General features: G+C 65.0%; 17 protein-coding genes. 12 read left to right on the top strand and 5 right to left on the bottom strand.

Annotated features, from left to right (window positions below):
- The first annotated feature begins 119 nt into the window (after nt 1-119).
- From BLW71_RS25645 to BLW71_RS25600, 10 genes are all read left to right on the top strand, one after another.
- Nucleotides 120-2,297 (top strand): FUSC family protein, encoded by a 2,178-nt coding sequence (locus tag BLW71_RS25645; protein ID WP_091803352.1) that lies wholly within the window; start codon nt 120-122, stop codon nt 2,295-2,297.
- Nucleotides 2,270-3,799 carry an efflux transporter outer membrane subunit gene (locus tag BLW71_RS25640; protein WP_502686834.1) on the top strand — a complete coding sequence of 510 codons (1,530 nt, stop codon included), beginning with the start codon at nt 2,270-2,272 and terminating at the stop codon, nt 3,797-3,799. Before BLW71_RS25645 ends, BLW71_RS25640 begins: the two co-directional genes overlap by 28 nt.
- Complete coding sequence (locus BLW71_RS25635) at nt 3,783-3,983, top strand: DUF1656 domain-containing protein (protein ID WP_091803346.1); 201 nt, start codon at nt 3,783-3,785, stop codon at nt 3,981-3,983. Before BLW71_RS25640 ends, BLW71_RS25635 begins: the two co-directional genes overlap by 17 nt.
- A gap of 63 nt (nt 3,984-4,046) precedes the next feature.
- Entirely contained in the window at nt 4,047-5,003 is a 957-nt protein-coding gene (locus BLW71_RS25630) for an HlyD family secretion protein (RefSeq protein ID WP_091803343.1), read from the top strand.
- A gap of 212 nt (nt 5,004-5,215) precedes the next feature.
- Nucleotides 5,216-5,653, top strand: a complete 438-nt coding sequence (locus tag BLW71_RS25625; RefSeq protein ID WP_091808867.1) for a PRC-barrel domain-containing protein — start codon at nt 5,216-5,218, stop codon at nt 5,651-5,653.
- Between the two features lie 349 nt (nt 5,654-6,002).
- The gene (locus tag BLW71_RS25620) at nt 6,003-7,826 is read left to right on the top strand and encodes a PAS domain-containing sensor histidine kinase (RefSeq protein ID WP_091808864.1); all 1,824 of its coding nucleotides are present in this window, start codon (nt 6,003-6,005) and stop codon (nt 7,824-7,826) included.
- Nucleotides 7,816-8,514 carry a response regulator transcription factor gene (locus BLW71_RS25615; protein WP_218157132.1) on the top strand — a complete coding sequence of 233 codons (699 nt, stop codon included), beginning with the start codon at nt 7,816-7,818 and terminating at the stop codon, nt 8,512-8,514. Before BLW71_RS25620 ends, BLW71_RS25615 begins: the two co-directional genes overlap by 11 nt.
- Nucleotides 8,515-8,856: 342 nt before the next feature.
- A complete protein-coding gene (locus tag BLW71_RS25610; RefSeq protein ID WP_091803336.1) occupies nt 8,857-9,813 on the top strand; it encodes a helix-turn-helix domain-containing protein in 957 nt (318 codons plus the stop codon).
- A complete protein-coding gene (locus tag BLW71_RS25605) occupies nt 9,800-9,988 on the top strand; it encodes a hypothetical protein (protein WP_091803333.1) in 189 nt (62 codons plus the stop codon). Before BLW71_RS25610 ends, BLW71_RS25605 begins: the two co-directional genes overlap by 14 nt.
- 8 nt (nt 9,989-9,996) lie before the next feature.
- Nucleotides 9,997-10,557: a DUF3331 domain-containing protein gene (locus BLW71_RS25600; RefSeq protein WP_353615896.1), complete on the top strand. Its 561-nt coding sequence runs from the start codon at nt 9,997-9,999 to the stop codon at nt 10,555-10,557.
- Nucleotides 10,558-10,726: 169 nt separating this feature from the next.
- On the opposite strand, the gene BLW71_RS25595 is transcribed toward BLW71_RS25600, so the two are convergent.
- From BLW71_RS25595 to BLW71_RS25585, 3 genes are read right to left on the bottom strand one after another with little or no spacing between them, the layout of a single operon-like run.
- Entirely contained in the window at nt 10,727-11,716 is a 990-nt protein-coding gene (locus tag BLW71_RS25595; protein WP_091803330.1) for a cytochrome d ubiquinol oxidase subunit II, read from the bottom strand.
- Between the two features lie 25 nt (nt 11,717-11,741).
- A complete protein-coding gene (locus BLW71_RS25590; protein WP_091803327.1) occupies nt 11,742-13,139 on the bottom strand; it encodes a cytochrome ubiquinol oxidase subunit I in 1,398 nt (465 codons plus the stop codon).
- Entirely contained in the window at nt 13,129-15,477 is a 2,349-nt protein-coding gene (locus tag BLW71_RS25585) for an FdhF/YdeP family oxidoreductase (protein WP_091803324.1), read from the bottom strand. Before BLW71_RS25585 ends, BLW71_RS25590 begins: the two co-directional genes overlap by 11 nt.
- Nucleotides 15,478-15,800: 323 nt before the next feature.
- Here BLW71_RS25585 and BLW71_RS25580 point away from each other — a divergent pair, with 323 nt between their 5' ends.
- Nucleotides 15,801-16,271 (top strand): hypothetical protein, encoded by a 471-nt coding sequence (locus BLW71_RS25580; RefSeq protein ID WP_091803320.1) that lies wholly within the window; start codon nt 15,801-15,803, stop codon nt 16,269-16,271.
- Between the two features lie 95 nt (nt 16,272-16,366).
- Here the strand turns inward: BLW71_RS25580 and BLW71_RS25575 are convergent, their stop codons facing one another.
- Together BLW71_RS25575 and BLW71_RS25570 are read right to left on the bottom strand one after the other, a co-directional pair.
- Nucleotides 16,367-16,624: a hypothetical protein gene (locus tag BLW71_RS25575; RefSeq protein WP_091803317.1), complete on the bottom strand. Its 258-nt coding sequence runs from the start codon at nt 16,622-16,624 to the stop codon at nt 16,367-16,369.
- A gap of 50 nt (nt 16,625-16,674) precedes the next feature.
- Nucleotides 16,675-17,088, bottom strand: coding sequence for a hypothetical protein (locus tag BLW71_RS25570; RefSeq protein ID WP_091803314.1), 414 nt, complete (start codon nt 17,086-17,088; stop codon nt 16,675-16,677).
- Nucleotides 17,089-17,556: 468 nt separating this feature from the next.
- Between BLW71_RS25570 and BLW71_RS25565 the strand changes: the two genes are divergently transcribed.
- The gene (locus BLW71_RS25565; protein ID WP_091803311.1) at nt 17,557-19,062 is read left to right on the top strand and encodes an ATP-binding protein; all 1,506 of its coding nucleotides are present in this window, start codon (nt 17,557-17,559) and stop codon (nt 19,060-19,062) included.
- Nucleotides 19,063-19,089 lie beyond the last annotated feature (27 nt).

Raw genomic sequence — 19,089 nt, 5'->3', positions numbered from 1 at the left:
AGCGGTATTCGCTTGGGCTTAACGGCCGGCGGACGAGAAAACAACGCGCTGGCAAAGGCACCAGCAAGCGCCCCAACAAGCGCGCGAACAACCCAAGTCGAGCGATTCACGAGAGCCCTATGACCCAGCAAGCGGATGCCACCAGCGCGGCCCTGCCTCGATGGCGCGACGAGCTGAACACATACTGGAAGGACGACGGCCCGCGCTTTCGCCATATCGCGAAGGTGGCCGTTGCGATGACGCTCGCGATGGGTCTGTGCATGCGCCTCGAACTGCGCACGCCGGCCACGGCGATGGTCTCGTGCGTGATCGTGATGATGCATCAGCAAAGCGGCATGGTGATCGCGCGAGGGTTCTATCGTGGGTTGGGCATGGTGGGCGGCAGCTTCGCGGGTCTGCTGCTGATCGCGTTGTTCCCGCAACAGCCGCTGCTGTTTCTGACCGCGCTGGCCGTGTGGATCGGTGTGTGCGTGTTCGGCGCCGCCTACTACCGCAATTTCCAGTCGTATGGGTTCGTGCTGACCGGCTACGGCACGGCCATCACGGCGATACCAGTGTGGTCGAATCCGTACGGCGTCTATGACAACGTCGTGTTCACCGTCAGCGAAGTCGCGATCGGCGTGGTGTGCGCGAGCGTGGTGAGCGCGGTGGTGTTCCCGCAGTCGGTCGCGCCGGCGCTCTACGCGGCGAGCCGCAAGAACTTCACGAACCTGCTCAACGCGATGCATACGGTACTCGACCGCGCGACGAGCGTTGCGGGCTTCGACACTTTTCTCGATCTGATCCGCGAGCGCGTCGGCGTGGAAAGTCTGCGCAGCGGCGCCGTGTTCGAGGACCCGTCCATTCGCCTGCGCAACCATGTCTATCTCGATCTCGACCGGAGTTTTCTCGACACCGTCACGTGGATTCATGCACTGCATCAGTTGAAGGCGCGGGTCGCCGCCGAGGCCGAGCCGCGCGCGCTCGCGGCAGTCGAGCAGCTGATCGGCGGCCTGCTCGCCATTGTGCCGAACGACGCACCGCCTCAGCTGGTCACGATGGAACAGGTCGAGGCCATGTCGAGCCGCCTCGACGCCTTCGAGCGTGACTTGCCGGCGTTTCTGGGCCGCTTGCTCGCCTCGCTCGCCGATCTCTCGCCGCATCAACGTCAGTTCGTGGCGACCACCGGCGCGGCGTTGTTCTTCTCGATCGCCGATTTGCGCCTGATGTGCCGAAGCTACGTCGACGCACGCACGATGGGCCGCCTGCCGTGGTCGCAATCGGTGCTGCAGGCCATTACCCGGATCGGCAGAACCCGCGCTACCGCCAACCGTGCAGCCGCGACGATCGCCGGCGCGCGCTCGGCCGTGGCGGTGCTGATAGTCGGCGCGGTATGGATCGGCTCCGGCTGGGTCGGCGGCGCGACCGCGATTGTCGCGGTGGCGATCACGAGTGCGCTGTTCGCGCTCGCGCCCAATCCTGCGGTGGCAAGCTGGCAGATCTTCGCCGGCTGCCTGGGCGGCTGGCTCACCGGCTTCGCGTTCAACTTTCTCGTGCTGCCGCATATCGATACGTTCGAGTTGCTCGCTGCTTCGATGGCGATCATCGTGATGGTGGGCAGCTATCTGAATACATTCATGAAGACGGCGATCCTCGGGCTCGGCTTCAGCCTGTACTTCTGTTTCATTGTCGGCATCACGAATCCCACCGTTTATAACCCGAGTGCCTATCTCGATACCGGCTTCGCGCTGCTGTGCGGTATCGCCGTCGCCGCCGTCGCGTTTTCGGTGCTCGCGCCACGCGCGGGCGACTGGATTTCCGCGCAATACAAGAAGCAGATTCGCGGGCTGATCTCGCATGACGCTCGCGACGGCGACCTCGACGATCTGCTGTACAGCTTCGAATTGAGCTTGCGGGACTTCATCCTGCAGATCGCGTCCGCGCCGGTCGACGCGCGCGTGGACCGCGATCATCTGATCGGCTGGGCGTTCGCCGCGCTGGAGATCGGCCGCTCGATGATCCAGGTGCGCCTCGATAGCGAACGGCTCGCCGCGATCCTGCCTGCGGGCTGGCCCGCGGAGCAGGACGCGTGGCTGGGCGCGCTTGCCGACGTGTTCGTGGACGCCACGCCGCGGGCGGCCGAACGCGCGTTGACAGCGACGCGCAGGGCGCTGGACCTGCTGCCGCTCGGGCCGAATATCGCAGTCGACGCGCAGACGCTCGCGCGCTACCGGATGCGGGCGCTGCTGCATTTCACCGAACTGACGCTGCGCGACGAGAGCCTTGCCCTATGGCAAACCAGCGGGGTGCGGACATGAAGCCCGCGCGCCCGTGCTGGTCCCTGCGCACGCTGTGCCGCCCGGTGGCGGCCGCGCTCGCGTGTGCCGTGCTGCTGTCGGCCTGCATCGACAGCGGCGGCATCCATACGCGCGAATCGATGCTCGATCCCGCGACACTCGACCCGGGCGCCGCGTTGCGCGCCACGCAAGCCGACGCGAAGTGGCCGGCGAGCGGGTGGTGGCGTCAATGGAACGATCCGCAGCTCGATACGCTGGTGCAGGACGCCACCCAGGGCAACCCCGGCTTACGCGCGGTCGAGCAGCGGATCGAGGCGGCGCGCTTCCAGGCGCAGATCGCCGGCGCCGCCGAGCTGCCGCAACTCGACGCGAGCGGCAGCTTCGAGCGCAGGCGCTACGCGCGCTATACGACCCCGGCGCCGCCGGGCGGCACGACGGTATGGAGCAACAATATCCAGGCGGACCTTTCCTATGACCTCGATCTGTGGGGTAAGTCGCGCGCGCTTCGCGAAGCCGCGCTGGACAACGTGCATGCGGCGGCCGCGGACGCGCGCTTCGCGGAGGTCGAACTGCAGACCGCCGTGGTGCGCAGCTACGTGCAACTGGCGCTCGAGTATGCGTTGCTCGACGTCTACGACGCCGTGCAAACCGAACAGCAACGCACCGTCGACATCGCGACGCGCCGCTGGCGCGCGGGCGTCGGCAGCGGGCTCGAGGTCAGCCAGGCGCAGACCCAGCTTGCGATGAGCACGACGCGGGTGCGCGAGGCGCAGCAGCAGCTTGCGCTCGCGCGCATCGGCATCGCCGCGCTCATCGGCAAGGGGCCGGGGTATGGCGATACGCTGCGCCGTCCGAGCCTCGCGCTGAGCGTGCCGGTGGTCTTGCCGGCCTCGCTGCCGGCCGAGCTGATCGGCCACCGCGCGGACGTGGTGGCGGGGCGCTGGCGCGTGCTCGAAGCGGACAAGGGCATCGACGCGGCGCACGCCGACTTCTATCCGGACATCAATCTGATCGCGACCGCGTCGCTCGGGTCGGCGGCGACCTTCGGCGGTTTCTTCAACTTCGTCAACAGCGACGGCTTGGGCCACGGCGTGGGCGCGGCGATCTCGCTGCCAATCTTCGACGGTGGCCGGCGGCGCGGCAATTACGGAGTGGCGGTGGCGTCGCGCGATGCCGCCGTGGATGCGTACAACCAGAGCGTGGTGAATGCGATGCAGGGCGTCGCGGCGCAGGTCGTCTCGCTGCGTTCGCTCGAAGAGCAGCAGGCGTCGATTGAAAACACGCTCGGTTCGGCGCGCAAATCGTTTCAGCTCGCCGACGCCGGCTATCGCAGCGGCATCACCGAGTTTCTCAATGTGTTGGCGGCGCAGGCCGCCCAGTTGCAGCAGGAGGAAAGCCTGGCGGCGGTGCAGGCCAGGCGGCTCGATGCATGGGCGCTGCTGATGAAGGAGCTGGGCGGCGGTTTCGCCTCCGCGCCGCCGGATCACGCGCCGCAAGGAGTGGCCGATGCCGGGCGAAATTGACCTGTTTTCACTGCTCGTGCCCGGCCTGTTGCCGATTCTCGCCGGTTGCGTGCTGCTGTTCGTCGTGCTCGACCTGGTGCTGGCGCGGCTTGGCTTCTATCGCTACACCTGGCATCCGAGCCTGTTCCGGGTGGCGCTCTTCGCTGCGCTCTTCAGCGGCGCTTCGCTGCTGCTGTGGCAATGAGCGCGGTCCTTCACTCATCCCCATGAACCCACTGACTGTTCACGCTCACGCCAGGTCACCAAGATGAAAATGCAATCCATCCTGCGCGCCATTTTTACGCTTACGCTTCTCGTGGTGGCGATCGCGCTGGTCCGCATGCTGTGGCTCGACTACATGTTCTCGCCGTGGACGCGCGACGGCCGGGTTCGCGCGCAGGTCGTGCAGGTCGCCACCGATGTGTCGGGGCTGGTGAGCGAAGTGCGCGTGAAGGACAACCAGCTGGTGCGCAAGGGCGACATTCTGTTCGTGCTCGACCCGGCGCGCTTCCATTACGCAGTCGCGCAGGCCGACGCCGACCTTCTGCGCGCCCAGGCGCAACTGGCGCAGGCCAAGGCGCGCATGGCCGCGAGCGAATCCGGCTTCGCGATGAAGCGCGCCCAGGCGGCGCGCCGCGCCAACCTGACCGGCGATGTGATCTCGGACGAAACGCGGCTGGATTCGGCCTCGCTCGCCAAACAGTCCGAAGCCGACTATTCCGCCGACGTCGCCGCCTACGCCGCGGCGCAAGCCGCGGTCAAGGCGGCCGTGGTGGCGCAGCAGACGGCCGTGCTGAACCTGACGCGCAGCGAAGTGCGCGCGCCCTCGGACGGTTTCATCACCAACCTGAACCTGTATCCGGGCGATTTCGCCACGGCCGGCACGGCGCGCATGGCGTTGATCGACTCGCACTCGTTCTGGGTCTACGGCTACTTCGAAGAAACGAAACTGCCGCGCGTGCATGTCGGGGATCAGGCGGTGGTGCGGCTGATGTCGGGCGGCAAGGATATCCAGGGGCACGTCGACAGCCTGGCGAGCGGGATTGCCGACCGCGACAACCCGACCAGCAACGGCGATCTGCTGGCGGACGTCAATCCGATCTTCACGTGGGTGCGGCTCGCCCAGCGGGTGCCGGTGCGGATCCACCTCGACCAGATTCCCGCCGGCGTCAAGCTCGCGATGGGCATGACCTGCACGGTCACGCTGCGGCCACAAAGCCATTGATCGCGACGCCGTGCCCGCCCCGGCGTGGGGCAGGCTCTGGCAAACCGCGGGTTGGGCGAGCGAGCCACGCCATCGTGCGAATTTGAAAAAGTCGCGGCTGCAACCGGTTCACAGTGTCGGTCAGCGCGACCCCGGCAGTCGGCACGTCAGATGCCGTCGCCGGGTTGCGATTCATTGTTTTCCAACAAACGCATCTTGCGGAGAAAATCATCATGAAGGCAAAGTGGACACTCGTGTTTCTGGCAGCGTCGGCGTTCGGCGCGATGTGCCAGCAGGCAAACGCGCAGGTGGCGGGCGCGCAGCCGATCGGCATCAGCGTGGAGCAGGCGGAACTCGTCGTCGAAGGCTGGAGCGTCAAGAAGAGCCTGCTCGGCAAGAGCATCTACAACGACAGCGGCGAGAAAGTCGGCGTGCTTCACGACATCATCATCGCGCCGGACAACGCCGTCTCCTTCGGGATCGTGGCGGCTCACCAGTTCCTCGGCGTGTCCCAGCACGACGTGGCGATTCCCATGTCGCAACTGGACTATGTGAACGGCAAGCTCGTCTGGGCCGGCGCCACGCGTCAGGTGGTCAAGGAACTCCCGACCTTCGTCTATGCGAAGGTTCGCGCGGTTCCTATCGCCCGTAAGGACTACGGCCACCATTAATCGATCAGCCTCGCGCGCGGCGGCCCGAAACGGCCGCCGCGCCGCCTCAACACCCGTGCGACGGGGCTTTCAGCCCGAACGCGCGGATCTGTCACGACCACGTTTTTGGAAGGTTTAAGGAAAAATAAGTACCGCCATTGACGCGGGCTCGCGCATGATCTATTTCAGATAGAAAGCTACCGCTCGCCGGTAGGTCTGACAGTCATGTGCGTTGACAGCCCAGCTGGCTGTCAAACTGACGGGCAGGCTGCCGGTATTCGTCCACGCATGCCCGTTTCGAACACCATGTACACGCCTACCTCTTCTGTTGCGCGCCGTTGCCGTGCGGCGGCCCGCTGACCCGGCCGTCATGAAGGCTTGCCGCCGCGCTCTCCCCACGGTGCCGCTCGACGCCCATGTCGCGACGATGCTGGCCGCCGCCATCGCGCTCGCCGTGTTCGTGATCGACGCGCTGACGCCGCTCGATATCGCAATCGCCGTCTTGTACGTCGTGGTCGTACTGCTGATCGCTTCGACCGGCAACCGCTCGTTCACGGTCACGACCGCCTGGGGTTGCGTCGTGCTGACGCTGCTGGGCTTCGTCATGTCGCACGACGAGGCCTACTCGAGCGGCGCGGTCGCGCGCTGCGCGGTAAGCCTGCTGGCGATCGCCACCACGTCGATGCTGGCGTTGAGGAACCAGGCCGCGACCACCACGTTGCGGGAGCAGGTGGAACTGCTCAACCTCGCGCACGACGCGATCGTCGTGCACGACATGAACGACCGCATCACCTTCTGGAATCACGGCGCCCAGGCGCTGTACGGCTGGACCGCGCAGCAGGCCATCGGGCAATCGCTGCAGGAAATGACGCAGACGGTCTTTCCCGTCCCCTATGACGAGATTCGCGCCGAGTTGCTGCGCTCGAACCGCTGGGTGGGCGAACTCACGCGCGTGCGGCACGACGGCAGTGTCGTCGTGATTTCGAGCCGCGCCGCGCTGTGGCGCGACGAGAAGGGCAACCCGCGCGCGGTGCTGGCGACCAACAACGACATTACCGGGCGCAAGCGGGCGGAGCAGGCGCTCGAGCGCAGCGAGGCCTTTTTGCGCGACGCGCAACGGCTGAGCAACACCGGCAGCATCGCCGTGCGCTTTCCGGACGGCGAGACCTGGTGGTCCGACGAGGCCTACCGCATCTTCGACTACCCGCGCGATACCGTGCCGTCGATCGACGCGATGCTCGCGCGCACGCATCCCGACGATCTCGCGCTGGTGCGTGGCGGATTCGAACAGGCCGCTGGCGGCGAAACGCGGGTCGATATCGAGCACCGGCTGGTCATGCCGGACGGCAGCGTCAAGTATGTCCACTACGTTGCTCGTCTCGCGACCCGGCAGCCGGGCTACAGCGAGTATGTCGGCGCGCTGATGGATATCACCGGGGCCCGGCGCGCCCAGGAAGCGCTCGCACGTTCCAACGACGAACTCGCTCACGCGACGCGGATCACCATGCTCGGCGAGCTGGCCGCTTCCATCGCGCACGAGGTCACTCAGCCCATCGCGGCGATCATGACATCCGGCGGCGCGGCGCTGCGCTGGCTGAACCGTCCGGCGCCGGAAATCAACGAAACGGCGCAGTCCATCGCGCAGATGATCCGCGACGCGAAACGCGCGGACGAGGTGATCCAGCGCATCCGCGCGATGGCGAGAAAGCGCGACCGTCTGCCGGCGACGGTGGATCTGGACGGGATCGTCGGCGAGTCGATCGAACTGGTGCGCCGCGAACTCGATCGTCATCGCATCGAGTTGCACGTCGACCTTGCGGTGCCGCCGCTGACCGCCTACTGCGATCGCGTGCAACTGCAGCAGATCCTCATCAATCTCATCATGAACGCCGTACAGGCCATGGCGGAGGTGGCCGGGCCGCGCAAGCTGCTGATCGCCACGCGCCGCTTCGACGACGAGCGGGCCGAGGTGATGGTGCAGGATTCGGGCACGGGCATCAGCGAAGAAAACGCCGGGCGTTTGTTCAATACGTTCTTTACGACCAAGGACGATGGCATGGGTATGGGACTGTCGATCTGCCGTTCGATCGTCGAGGCGCACGGCGGCCTCATCTGGGCCGAATCACCGCAAGCGGGCGGCGCGGTGCTGAAGTTCGTTCTGCCCGTCGATGAAGGGAGAAGTCATGAGCAGTGATCCGCACAGCGATGTGAGCGCCGATAGCGGCACTCACGCAATCAGCTCGATGGTGTACGTGGTCGACGATGACGAGTCGATGCGCGACGCCGTGAGGAATCTGTTGCGCTCGGTCGGTCTGAGTGTCGAAACCTTTGGCTCCGCGCAGGAGTTTCTCGCTTTCGACATGCCTGACGTGCCGAGCTGCCTGATCCTCGACGTGCGTCTGAAAGGACAAAGCGGACTCGCGGTGCAGGAGCAGATCGCAGCGAGCGAGCTGGGTCTGCCGATCGTCTTCATGACCGCGCACGGCGACATTGCCATGACGGTCAAGGCGATGAAGGCCGGCGCCAAGGATTTTCTGGCCAAACCGTTTCGCGATCAGGACATGCTGGACGCCGTCGCGCATGCATTGGCGAGCGACGAGGAACGCCGCGCGGCGAGGCGCTCCGTGGCGGACCTGCGCCGCTGCTACGAATCGTTGACGTCGCGCGAACGCGAAGTCATGGCATTCGTCGCCGCCGGTCTGATGAACAAGCAGATTGCGGGCGAGCTGAATCTGAGCGAGATCACCGTCAAGATTCATCGTGGTCAGGCCATGCGCAAGATGGGCGCACGCTCGCTCGCCGATTTCGTGCTGAAGGCGGAGGCGCTCGGCATCAAGCCGCCGCAAGGCATGGGCACGCCGGCGCGCAGTTCGCGCAGTTGAGCGCTGCCGCGCGCGGCGGCGCAGTTTGTGCGCAGGGTCCGCGACCCTCGGGCTAGCGGACTCATACGCAGGTATAGGTAGTTCACCGCTTCTGTTCAGGGAAGCACGGCCGTTCCAACCCATTCTCACACGCGCCCGGCGCTTGCGCCCGCGAGGCGCGGCGTAGCGCTGTCTGCGCGGTTCGCAGCGCGACTAAACCTGAATATGAAACGACCCAACCATTGGTCATTTCAGGCAACCGTATGTAGGGCTGGTTGGGCCCACCGCCGTGCGATACCTTGGAGTCCATGCAGCGCCGCTCTCACCGGGCACTGTCACATCACTTACTCGGATGACCCGATCATGATCAGTTCGTCGATGTCGTATCCCGAAACCGCAACGGATGTCGTGCGCAGGACGCTGGTGAGCCGGGTCGGCACGGAGCATCAATGGCGCTGTCCCACCGACGAGGATACCGGCGCGCGTCAGCGCGGCAACATCCTCGTGTCGCGTTGGACCCGTCACGACACGCAGCCGATCGCGGTCGTCAATCCTGGCAGCGTCGCGCACCATTGCGTGGCGATGAATCTCAAATGCACGTCGCTGACGTTCTCCCATGCCGAGCGTACGCTCGTGCGCGGCAGAGTGACCGCGGGCGCCGTGCAGATCACCGCACCGCAGGTGGCGTGCCGCGCCGTGTTCGAGTCGCCCGCCGATGTGCTGCATCTGTTCGTGTCGCAGCAGGTGCTGGGTGAATGTTTCGAAGACACGTTCGGCCGGCCGCACGCGGGCGACATCCGTATCGACGATCCCAGGCTCGTGCGCGATCCCGCGCTCGAACGTCTTGGACAGGCGCTCGCCGTTTCGCAATCCGAAGACGCCGCGCTCGGCAAGGTCTTCACCGACAGCGTGAGCCTCGCGATCGTGTCGCGCGTGATCGCACGGCACTTCACCGTGACCGGGCGGCAGACGCGCGAGGCAAGCGCCTTGCCGGCATGGCGGCTTAGCCGCGCGATCGAATTCGTCGAAGCGCATCTTGCCGAACCGATCGGTCTCGCCGATATCGCCAACAGCACGGGGCTCACGCGGATGCACTTCGCCTCGCAGTTTCGTCGCGCGACCGGCATGCGTCCGCACGACTACCTGTTGCGTCGCCGGATCGAACATGCACAGACGCTTTTGCGCGAGACGAAATACAACGTGCTCGACGTCGCATTGAGTTGCGGCTTCCGTTCGCAGGCTCACTTCACGACGGTGTTCAAACGCATTGTTGGAGAAACGCCTTACTGCTGGAGGATGAAAGCGAATGTCGATCGGTAAACAGATTCACGCGTTTCTGGAAGTGAGCGAGACATTCCTGCGGCAGCCCGCGGTCGCGATGATGAGCGACGCAGGGTCGCCGCCGAGCGGCGCGCGTGCCTCGCATGACGACAGCGTGTTGCGGGTTGGCGGATTGCTCGTTCAGCAGGAAACGGGCAACAGGCAACAAGGGTAATAGCGGAAATGGTGGTCGAGGCCGCGGCGTCATGCCCGCATATCGACCGGATGGTGCCCGAGCGCATGCAGATGCGTTGCTCGGCCCACAGCGCCGGCAATTCCGGCCGGGCCGTCTCGATGATCAATGGGTTTATCAGAAACAGGAGTGCAATCATGCTGATGAAAGCGAGTTTCACCGATCCGTGGCTGCAGACCATTGGGTTGTTGTCTGTCCTGTCCGGCAATACGGACGCTGCGGCCTTCGACGTAGCCACGGTGGCGGCTCACGATGGGCGCAAAGAGGCGCATTTGCCGGTGATGGGCGAGCGCTTCGAGGTTCAGGTGCAAGTGATCGACCGCCCGTCGCAATCCACCGCCACGGTGGTGTGGCGCGACCCGACGCATTGCTCGTATGGCGACCAGGTCTGGCACGCCAGCCGTGCACGGGTGGCCGGCATTTGTGCGGTGAGCGGGCGGGCGATTCGTCCGGGCGATGCGATCTATAAGCCCAGGCCTTGCAGGCCGGCACCGCTCAATGTCGGGGCGATGATTCTGGAGCGAGTGGTCAATGAGGCGGTTCTGGATTGATCGAGGAATGTATGCGGCAGGAAGGGAAAAAGGCGCGAATCGGATTCGCGCCTTTTTGTTGGCTCAGCAGCGCAGGAGAGTGTCCGGGAGATTTACAACAACCCGTTACGACAACCCGCTACAACAACCCGCTACGACAACCTCCGCCGCCCTCGCGGAGGCCCGCCCATTATTCGCCGGAATGTACCTCGCCAATCACCTTTCCGCGGAAGATGTAGTACTGGTACAGGTTATAGCCGATCATCACCGGAAAGATCAGGCCGATGCCGATCAGCATGAACACCAGCGTGGAGGTATCGGAGGCAGCCTCGACAATCCCCAGCTTGCCCGGAACGAAGTCCGGGAACAGGCTGACAGCCAGCCCGACGAACGACAACACGAACAACACAACCGAGGCGCGAAACGGCCCACGTGCACTGCCGAGATAGAGCGACCCCATGATGTAGGCGAAGGCAAGAGCCGAGGCGAGCCCCAGCGCAGCCAGCAGATGAAACACGCCGTGCTGCGTCCACCGATCCTGTCCGACCTCGCTGATGAACCACGTCGCCGCCGTGAGCACGACGGCCGCGGCCACCGTGACAAACGCGCTCAGCAAGGCGAGGCGGCGCGACCATTGCTCGATCGAACCTACGGTCTTCTTCACGAGGTAGGTGGACCCGAGCAGCGTGTAACCCGCCACCACGCCGATAGCGGTCACGGCGATGAACACGCCGCTCATGTCACCCGGAATCAGGCCGGTGATCACCTTGCCGAGTATCACGCCCTGGGCGATCGCGGCGACCAGGCTGCCGATGCCGAACACCTTGTCCCAGGCCGGACCGTGCGACACGCTGTGACGGAATTCGATCGCGGCGCCGCGCATGATCAAGCCGGCAATCAACAGCATTACCGGTAAATACAAGTCCTGCAGAAGCAGCGCATACGCGGCGGGGAAGGCGCCGAACAGGGCGCCGCCGAGCACGACGAGCCATGTTTCGTTGGCGTCCCAGACGTGGCCGATGCTCTGCACCATCACGTCGTGATCTTCGCGGCGCTTGCGCAGCAGGCTGAGTATGCCCACGCCGAGATCGAAGCCGTCGGTGACGACATAGAACACCAGCATCAGGCCGATCAGGCCGAACCAGGTGATGGCGAGCATCGTGTGAGTGGAGCTGTCCATGAGATGTCCTTGCAACGGGAATGGTTTAGTACTCGGTGACGGTCGCCGCCGCTTCGGCCTTGATGGCCGCAGGCGGGTTCAGCGTGAGGTCGGGGCCGGCGCGCAGCCAGTTGCGCGCGAGCACGAAGAAGGTGCCGAGCAACACGACGTAGAAGCAGAAGAACATCACCATGCTGAGCGTCACCGACGAGGCCGCCACGGTCGACACGGCATCTTTCGTGCGCAGCAAGCCGTACACGACCCACGGCTGCCGTCCCACTTCGCGCACGATCCAGCCGGCTTCGACCGCGACATAGGGCAGCGGAATGCACAGCACCCAGGCGAACAGCAGCTTGCGTTGTTCGAGCAGCCGTTCGAGATTGCCGCGTGTTTTGCGCAACACGTACGCGGTCCAGAAGGCCAGTACCATGAAAGCGAAACCGATACCCGCCATCACGCGGAACGCGTAATACAGCAGCGGCAGCATTGGCGGCTGGTCGGCCGGCGCGAAGTCGCTGAGGCCTTTGACCTCGCCGTGCAGCGTATGGGTGGCGAGAATGCTCAACATGCCGGGCACTTCGATCGACCAGTCATTGCGTTGCGCTTTCTGGTCCGGCCAGGCGAGCAGCGACCACGAGGCAGCGGTGCCGGGCTGGTTGGTGGTCCAGTGTCCTTCGATTGCGGCGCCTTTGGCCGGTTGCGTTTCGAACACGCTGCCGCCGCTCGAATCGCCGAGCCAGATCTGCAGCGGCGCGGCGACTACGAGCACGAGCAAAGCGATCCTGAACGAGCGCGCGAAGAACTCCGGATTGCGGCGCTTGAACAGGTTCCACGCGGAAATGCCGGCGATCACGAACATGCCCGTTTCGATCGCCGCGACCCACATGTGCGTGACGCCCCACACCATATCCGGATTGAAGATCGCCGCGGCATAGTCGGTGACGATGATCTTGCCGTTCTCCACCGTCACGCCCGCCGGCGTCTGCATCCACGAATTGGCGACCATGATCCAGAAGGCCGAGATGCTGGAGCCGAGCGCGACCATCGAGGTGGCGAACAGATGCACCGCGCGCGGCACGCGGCCCCAGCCGAGCAGCATCACGCCGATGAAACCGGCTTCGAGCATGAAGGCCATCGCGCCTTCAAAGCCGAGAATGTTGCCGAAGAACTGTCCGCTGTAACGCGAAAAGCCGGCCCAGTTGGTGCCGAACTGAAACTCCATCGGAATGCCGCTGACCACGCCCACCGCGAAATTCAGCACCAGCAGCTTGCTCCAGAAGCGCGCGTGCCGGTAATAGCCGACGTTGCCGGTGCGCAGCCACAGCACTTCGATCAGAACGAGGAAGGCCGACAGACTGATGGTCAGAATCGGCCACAGAATGTGAAAAATGGCTGTCATCGCGAACTGGGCGCGAGACAGATCGAGGACGTCACTAAGATGCATGATGGGCTCCCGCAGCGCCGATAATCGCCGCCTGATGAGTGGAGTCGGGACCGACCGCCGCGGCGCGCGCGATCTTCACCGGGACGGATTTGTACGACGGGGTGCGGCTTTTCGGATCGAACGCGTACAGCGGCACGAGCGGATTGGCCTCCGGGTAATACGCGCCGCAGCAGCCGTCGGGCAGCGAATAGTCGATCACCTTGAAGCTGCGGATCACGCGCTCGATTCCATCGGTGGACAGCGCGTACACATCCACCCGGTCACCCGGATGCAGGTTGCGTTTCTGCAATTCACGCGTGTTCATGAAAATCACGTCGCGTTGGCCGAACACGCCGCGGTAACGGTCCGAGTGCGAGTAGAGCGTGGTGTTGTACTGGTCGTGGCTGCGCATGGTGGTGAGCCACAGCGCGTCGGGATCGTTGTGAACCGGGTTTTCGTCGAGCCCCTTGAAGACGAGGAAATTCGCGCGGCCAGTCGGCGTGGCCCAGACGCGTTCGCGCGCGCTCGAAGCCAGATGGAAGCCACCCGGCACGCGAATCCGTTCGTTGTACGCCTGGAAGATCGGGTAGACGATTTCGATCTTGTCGCGAATGCGGTCGTAGCTCGCCACGAGGTGTTCCCAATCCACGTGGGAGTGTGCGCCGAGCGTGGCACGCGCAATGCCCGCGACGATCGCCGGCTCGCTCTTCAGATGCGGGGAGGCCGGCTCGTTGCGGCCACCGGAAGCATGCACCATCGACATCGAATCTTCGACGGTGATCGACTGCGGACCGTCCGCCTGGATGTCGATCTCGGTGCGGCCGAGGCACGGCAGAATCAACGCGTCCTTGCCGTGCACGAGGTGGCTGCGATTGAGTTTGGTGGCGATGTGCACCGTCAGGTCCAGCTTGCGCATCGCCGCCTGCACGCGGATCCAGTCGGGCACGGCGGCGGCGAAATTGCCGCCTAGCGCCATGAACACTTTGGCGTCGCCGCGCATCATCGACTCGATCGCGGCGATCACGTCATGGCCGTGCGCCGCGGGCGGCCGGAAGCCGAAGGCCCGTTCGATCCCGTCGATCAATGCCGGCGAAGGCTTCTCCGTGATGCCGACGGTGCGGTTGCCCTGCACGTTCGAGTGTCCGCGCACCGGGCACACGCCCGCGCCGGGCCGGCCCACATTGCCGCGCAGCAGCGCCAGGTTGGCGATCTGCTGGACATTTTCGGTGCCGCGGTGATGCTGCGTGAGCCCCATGCCGTACACGAGGATCACGTTTTTGGCCTTCATGTAAATGTCGGCGGCGTTCTGGATGTCGTCGCGCGACAACCCGCTTTGCTGCGTGATCGCCTCCCAGCGGGTGGCGCGCAGATCGGCGACCAGGTCCGCCAGACCGTGCGTATGTCCTTCGATGAACTCGATATCGAGCACACGCGGCGCATCAGCGGCGAGCGCCGCGTCGTCCGCCTCGATCACGGCTTTCATCATGCCTTTGAGCACGGCGACGTCGCCGCCCACGCGCACCTGATACAGAAACGAGCTGATCTGCGTGAAGCCCAGCGTGGCCATTTCCAGCGGATTCTGCGGCGACGCGAAGCGTTCCAGCGCGCGCTCGCGAAACGGATTGAACGAGACGATTTTCGCGCCGCGCCGCGAGGCGCTGTGCAGATCGCTCATCATGCGCGGGCTGTTGGTGCCGGGATTCTGACCGAAGATGAAAATCGCGTCGGCTTCCTCGAAATCCTCGAGCAGCACCGTGCCCTTGCCGACGCCGATCGACTCCGGAAGGCCGACACTGGTCGCCTCGTGGCACATGTTCGAGCAGTCGGGGAAGTTGTTCGTGCCGAACTCGCGCACGAAGATCTGGTACAGAAACGCGGCTTCGTTGGACGCTCGTCCCGACGTGTAGAAGTCGGCCTGATCGGGGCTATCGAGGCCGTTCAGATGCCGCGCGATCAGAGCGAAGGCATCGTCCCATTCGATCGGCAGATAACGATCAGAGGCTGCGTCGTAGGCCATGGGGTGGGTCAGGCGGCCGGCCATTTCGAGGTCGTAGTCGTCCCACGCGGCCAGCTCCGAGACGCTGTGCGCGGCAAAAAAGCCGGGTGTGCAGCGATTCGCGGTGGCTTCCCACGCCACCGCCTTGGCGCCGTTTTCGCAGAACTCGAACGACGACGTGTGCTTCGGATCCGGCCACGCGCAGCCCGGGCAGTCGAAGCCTTCCGGCTGGTTCATCCGCAACAGCGTCTTCGCGCCGGACACCGCTACGCCTTGCAGCGCGAGCGCTTCGCCGGTTGCCTTCAGCGCACCCCAGCCGCCCGCAGGCTCGCTGTAGATGCGGATTGTCTTTCGTTTGGACATGGCCGTTTCCAGGTGTTTCGTTGAGGGACATGAAGTGGAAGGATGGGCCGCGCCCGCACTGGGATCTTGTTTAAATGCCCGTCTGTTTCGGATTCGCACGCCGGATACGGTGTGGGCCGGCGGCGCCAGGGCGGCATGGCGGCACGCGCCGTGCATTTTCGAAAGCTCGCAGGCGTTCTGAAAAGATCGGCGCAGTGGCGCGGCGAATAATGGTTTCCACCCGGCGAGGCCACGCGAAGTCTGCGCAGCGGCGCCGCATTCCTTGCGACTCATTCGCTGCGACTCATTCCACGCCGATACCTGGGCACCACCGGAGCATCGAGATGCGCTATCTGGACGAATCACACCGCGACACGAGCGGCACCGATCTGATGTTTGTGCCGGCCGCCGAGCGCGCCGACGCGATGGACTGGCGCGCTCAGGTTTTGGCGCCGGTCGAACCCGCCGCGCTCGGGCGCTGGACGCGCCGGGTCGTTGTCGCGACCGCGGTCTGGTCGGTTTTCGAATTGCCGTTCGAGATCTGGGTCAGCCTGTCCACGCGCGATGCGGCTGCGTGCGTCATCGCCAAATTGCTGTGGGTCGCGCTGGTGGGCTGTGTTCTGTCCGGCAGCCGGATGGCGCGGATCGTCTACGCGTTCCTTTGCACGATCGGCCTGATGGCGGTGGCCTTCGGGCTGCCGGTCGAATATCGCGTGTTTCCGCTGGGATTCGTGCTGTCTTCGGTGGAGTGCCTGCTGAAAGCGACCGCCTTTGTATGCATCGTGTCGGCCGGGGTGTATCCCGACGAGGAATGATCGGGCAGGCGCCGCTTGCGGCGCTTGCTTGCGTTTCCTTCGCTTCTTTCTTTCGTTTTTTTTCGTGCTTCCCGCGTAGCGCGTGTTGCGGCGGCTCAGGCCACGCGCGCGCTATTCAATGCCGAGAGCGCGCGCGTCATCGCATAGGCGCTGTGCACCGCGGTTTCGAATGCGCGCTCGTCGGCGAGGCGCCTTCCGTCGACCGCGACGACCCACCGTGCGCCGTCGTGCTCGCACACCAGGCGCCGATCGGCCATCAGATCCGCGTACCAGCGCCAGATTTTCGGGTCCGCGATGGCGGCCGCCGGTTCGACACTGGAGGGCACGGCGGGTCGCTGCGATGGGTTGATCATGGAGTACCTCCGATGATTGGCGAGTGGTCGGACGAGCGGGAACGTTTCGGTCACGTCCAGTTCTTCCAGTTTTCGATCGTCCGGTAGTCATCGTGCGCGTTGCTCTTCCGGCGTGGTGTGCTCAGCCTCGCAAAGCCGTTGCCTGCCTCAGCCTTCCCATTGCGCGTATCGCCACTGATGCGTCGGTCTTGCGGCACGGTCCGCTCGGCATGCCGCGGCAATGCAAGCGGTAAAGACTGCTCGGTCTGCCGCAGCGCTCGCGATGACGAGGCGGCCGCGTTGCCCGCCGCGACGGCAAACCGTTCGAGCGGCAACTGGGTGTCGAGGTCGGTCTGGTCCAGCGTCTGCACGATGCCGAGCGTGGGCGGCGGATTCACCGCGCCCCAGGCCGCGAGCGCAACACACACGACGGCGGCTGCATAGCCGTAAGCGGGGCGAAACCGGAAGGCTTTCTCGGTGCGCATGACGTGTTCTCCGGGCGCCGGCCGCGAAGGGCTGCGCAACTGAATCGGGTGAGGGAAGACTGACGGGGCCCAGTATCGTGGTCCGGGCGGCCTCGATCTTTCGCCGCAGCACGGTTGCTTGCCGATTCGCACGCAGGAGGCGGCGTAGGCGCGTCATGCCTTGCCTGGCGGGCAAAGCCGGCCGGATAGGCCGGCCCGGCCCGGCGCATGACGCAGTCATACGTTGGTGTGATACGGGACGCGCTCCGCGGACCCGGCAATTGCGCCGCAGGCCGCCACCAGCCGGGACTGGGCCCGCTGGTGGCAGGCACTGGCGGCCCGCCTCATATCCCTATGGATAATAGTTTCAGATGACTTTCCCATTTAGTATGGGTTCGACGACGCAAGCTTTGCACTGAGTGCGTTGGTGCAACAGGCGAAATCGCCATAGCGTGCCTGTCCCGCTAATCAACCAGGCGTGAGTGCAGCATGATCAAGATCGGTCGAGTCATAGTGTCGCTGGAAATGCGTGAGGTGTACCTGGAGAATCGATTGCTTCAGGTCGGCTCGCGCGCATTCGATATTCTCGAATTGCTGATCCGCGCGGCAGGCAAAACGGTGACGAAAGACGAAATTCTTCGGCATGTCTGGCCGGACTCGGTGGTGGAGGAAAACAATATCCACGTGCAGTTGTCGTCGCTCAGGAAGATTTTCGGCGCCGATAGCCAGGTGATTCGCACGATCTCCGGCCGCGGCTACCGCCTGACCATTCCGGCCGAACCGTCCGGGCCGGCCGACGTGCACGGCGCCGTTGCGGCGAGGCACGCAGAAGCGGCTCGCTGGAGCAGCTTGCCGGTCTGCCACACGCCCCTGATCGGCCGTGACGCGGCCATTGTCGACATCGCCCGCGCGCTGAAGGGAACGCCGATCGTCACGTTGCTCGGCTCGGGCGGCATCGGCAAAACGCAGCTCGGCATTGCGGTGGCGAAGTCGATTGCGGATATCTCGGACATGGACGTGTGTTTCATCACGCTCGCCTCGGTGCAGAACGCCCAGGCCGCGATCAACACCGTCGCCGACGCGCTCGGTGTGGTGCGCGCGGACGCCGACTTGCCGCTTCAGTCGCTGGTCGCCGCGATTCGCGGCCGCAAGCTGCTGGTGCTGCTGGATAACTGCGAACATGTGATCGAGTCGGCGGCCACCATTTGCGAACTGCTGGTGCAGGCCAGCGCGGATCTGCGCATTCTGGCCACGAGCCGTGAGCCGCTGCGCACGCGCGACGAGAAGTTCTACTGGGTCGCGCCGCTCGACACGCCCGAAGCGGGCGCAAGTTCCCAGGCGATTCTCTGCTGCGCGTCGGTGCGCATGTTCCTCACGCAGATGAACGCGCTCAACGCGGCGGTCGATAGCGACCGCAGCAGCCTCGAGATGGTCGCGACGATCTGCCGCCGGCTCGACGGCGTGCCGCTCGCGCTCGAACTGGCGGCGGCCCGCGCAGCGGTGTTCGGCATCCGCAAGCTGGTTGCCGAACTCGACGACCGTTTCCAGTCGCTCACGGGTGGCCGCCGAACCGCGCCGCCGCGCCAGCAGACGCTGGAGGCCGCGCTCGACTGGAGCTATCAGCTGCTCAGCACGACGGAGCGCCTGGTGCTGCACCGGCTAGGCGTGTTCCCGGCCCGCTTTTCGCTCGAAGCCGCGTGTGCCGTCGCCGCCTGCGCACGACTGCCGTGCAACGAAGTGACGGAGGCGATTGTCGGCCTTGCTTCGAAGTGCTTTCTCATGACGACTTTCGACAGCAAGACCAAAGAGTATTTCCTGCTGGAGACGACCCGTGAATATGCGTTGCGCAAGCTGCACGAATCGGACGAGGCGGACGCAGTGTTAAGCAGACGGGCGGCCTACCTCGCGCCCGCTTACGAGCAGCCATATGGTCGCGTGTTCGGCGCGGCGGCGCTCGGCGGCAAGCTGGCGATGGAAGCCGTTGCCTCGCGATGAGATCGGTATTGACCGCGTTTCGCAGAG

The organism is Burkholderia sp. WP9 (assembly GCF_900104795.1).
In the GTDB taxonomy this organism is placed as follows: domain Bacteria; phylum Pseudomonadota; class Gammaproteobacteria; order Burkholderiales; family Burkholderiaceae; genus Paraburkholderia.
Note: the sequence above shows the minus strand (reverse complement) of the source record. Positions and strands in the feature narration are given on the sequence as shown.

Bases quoted from the DNA above. Each gene is read 5' to 3' on its own strand.
- BLW71_RS25635 (WP_091803346.1), top strand. From the start codon at position 3,783: ATGCCGGGCGAAATTGACCTGTTTTCACTGCTCGTGCCCGGCCTGTTG.
- BLW71_RS25575 (WP_091803317.1), bottom strand. From the start codon at position 16,624: ATGATCAACCCATCGCAGCGACCCGCCGTGCCCTCCAGTGTCGAACCG.
- BLW71_RS25595 (WP_091803330.1), bottom strand. From the start codon at position 11,716: ATGGACAGCTCCACTCACACGATGCTCGCCATCACCTGGTTCGGCCTG.
- BLW71_RS25625 (WP_091808867.1), top strand. From the start codon at position 5,216: ATGAAGGCAAAGTGGACACTCGTGTTTCTGGCAGCGTCGGCGTTCGGC.
- BLW71_RS25600 (WP_353615896.1), top strand. From the start codon at position 9,997: ATGGTGGTCGAGGCCGCGGCGTCATGCCCGCATATCGACCGGATGGTG.
- BLW71_RS25640 (WP_502686834.1), top strand. From the start codon at position 2,270: ATGGCAAACCAGCGGGGTGCGGACATGAAGCCCGCGCGCCCGTGCTGG.
- BLW71_RS25620 (WP_091808864.1), top strand. From the start codon at position 6,003: ATGAAGGCTTGCCGCCGCGCTCTCCCCACGGTGCCGCTCGACGCCCAT.
- BLW71_RS25605 (WP_091803333.1), top strand. From the start codon at position 9,800: ATGTCGATCGGTAAACAGATTCACGCGTTTCTGGAAGTGAGCGAGACA.
- BLW71_RS25585 (WP_091803324.1), bottom strand. From the start codon at position 15,477: ATGTCCAAACGAAAGACAATCCGCATCTACAGCGAGCCTGCGGGCGGC.
- BLW71_RS25610 (WP_091803336.1), top strand. From the start codon at position 8,857: ATGATCAGTTCGTCGATGTCGTATCCCGAAACCGCAACGGATGTCGTG.
- BLW71_RS25590 (WP_091803327.1), bottom strand. From the start codon at position 13,139: ATGCATCTTAGTGACGTCCTCGATCTGTCTCGCGCCCAGTTCGCGATG.
- BLW71_RS25570 (WP_091803314.1), bottom strand. From the start codon at position 17,088: ATGCGCACCGAGAAAGCCTTCCGGTTTCGCCCCGCTTACGGCTATGCA.
- BLW71_RS25580 (WP_091803320.1), top strand. From the start codon at position 15,801: ATGCGCTATCTGGACGAATCACACCGCGACACGAGCGGCACCGATCTG.
- BLW71_RS25630 (WP_091803343.1), top strand. From the start codon at position 4,047: ATGAAAATGCAATCCATCCTGCGCGCCATTTTTACGCTTACGCTTCTC.
- BLW71_RS25645 (WP_091803352.1), top strand. From the start codon at position 120: ATGACCCAGCAAGCGGATGCCACCAGCGCGGCCCTGCCTCGATGGCGC.
- BLW71_RS25615 (WP_218157132.1), top strand. From the start codon at position 7,816: ATGAGCAGTGATCCGCACAGCGATGTGAGCGCCGATAGCGGCACTCAC.
- BLW71_RS25565 (WP_091803311.1), top strand. From the start codon at position 17,557: ATGATCAAGATCGGTCGAGTCATAGTGTCGCTGGAAATGCGTGAGGTG.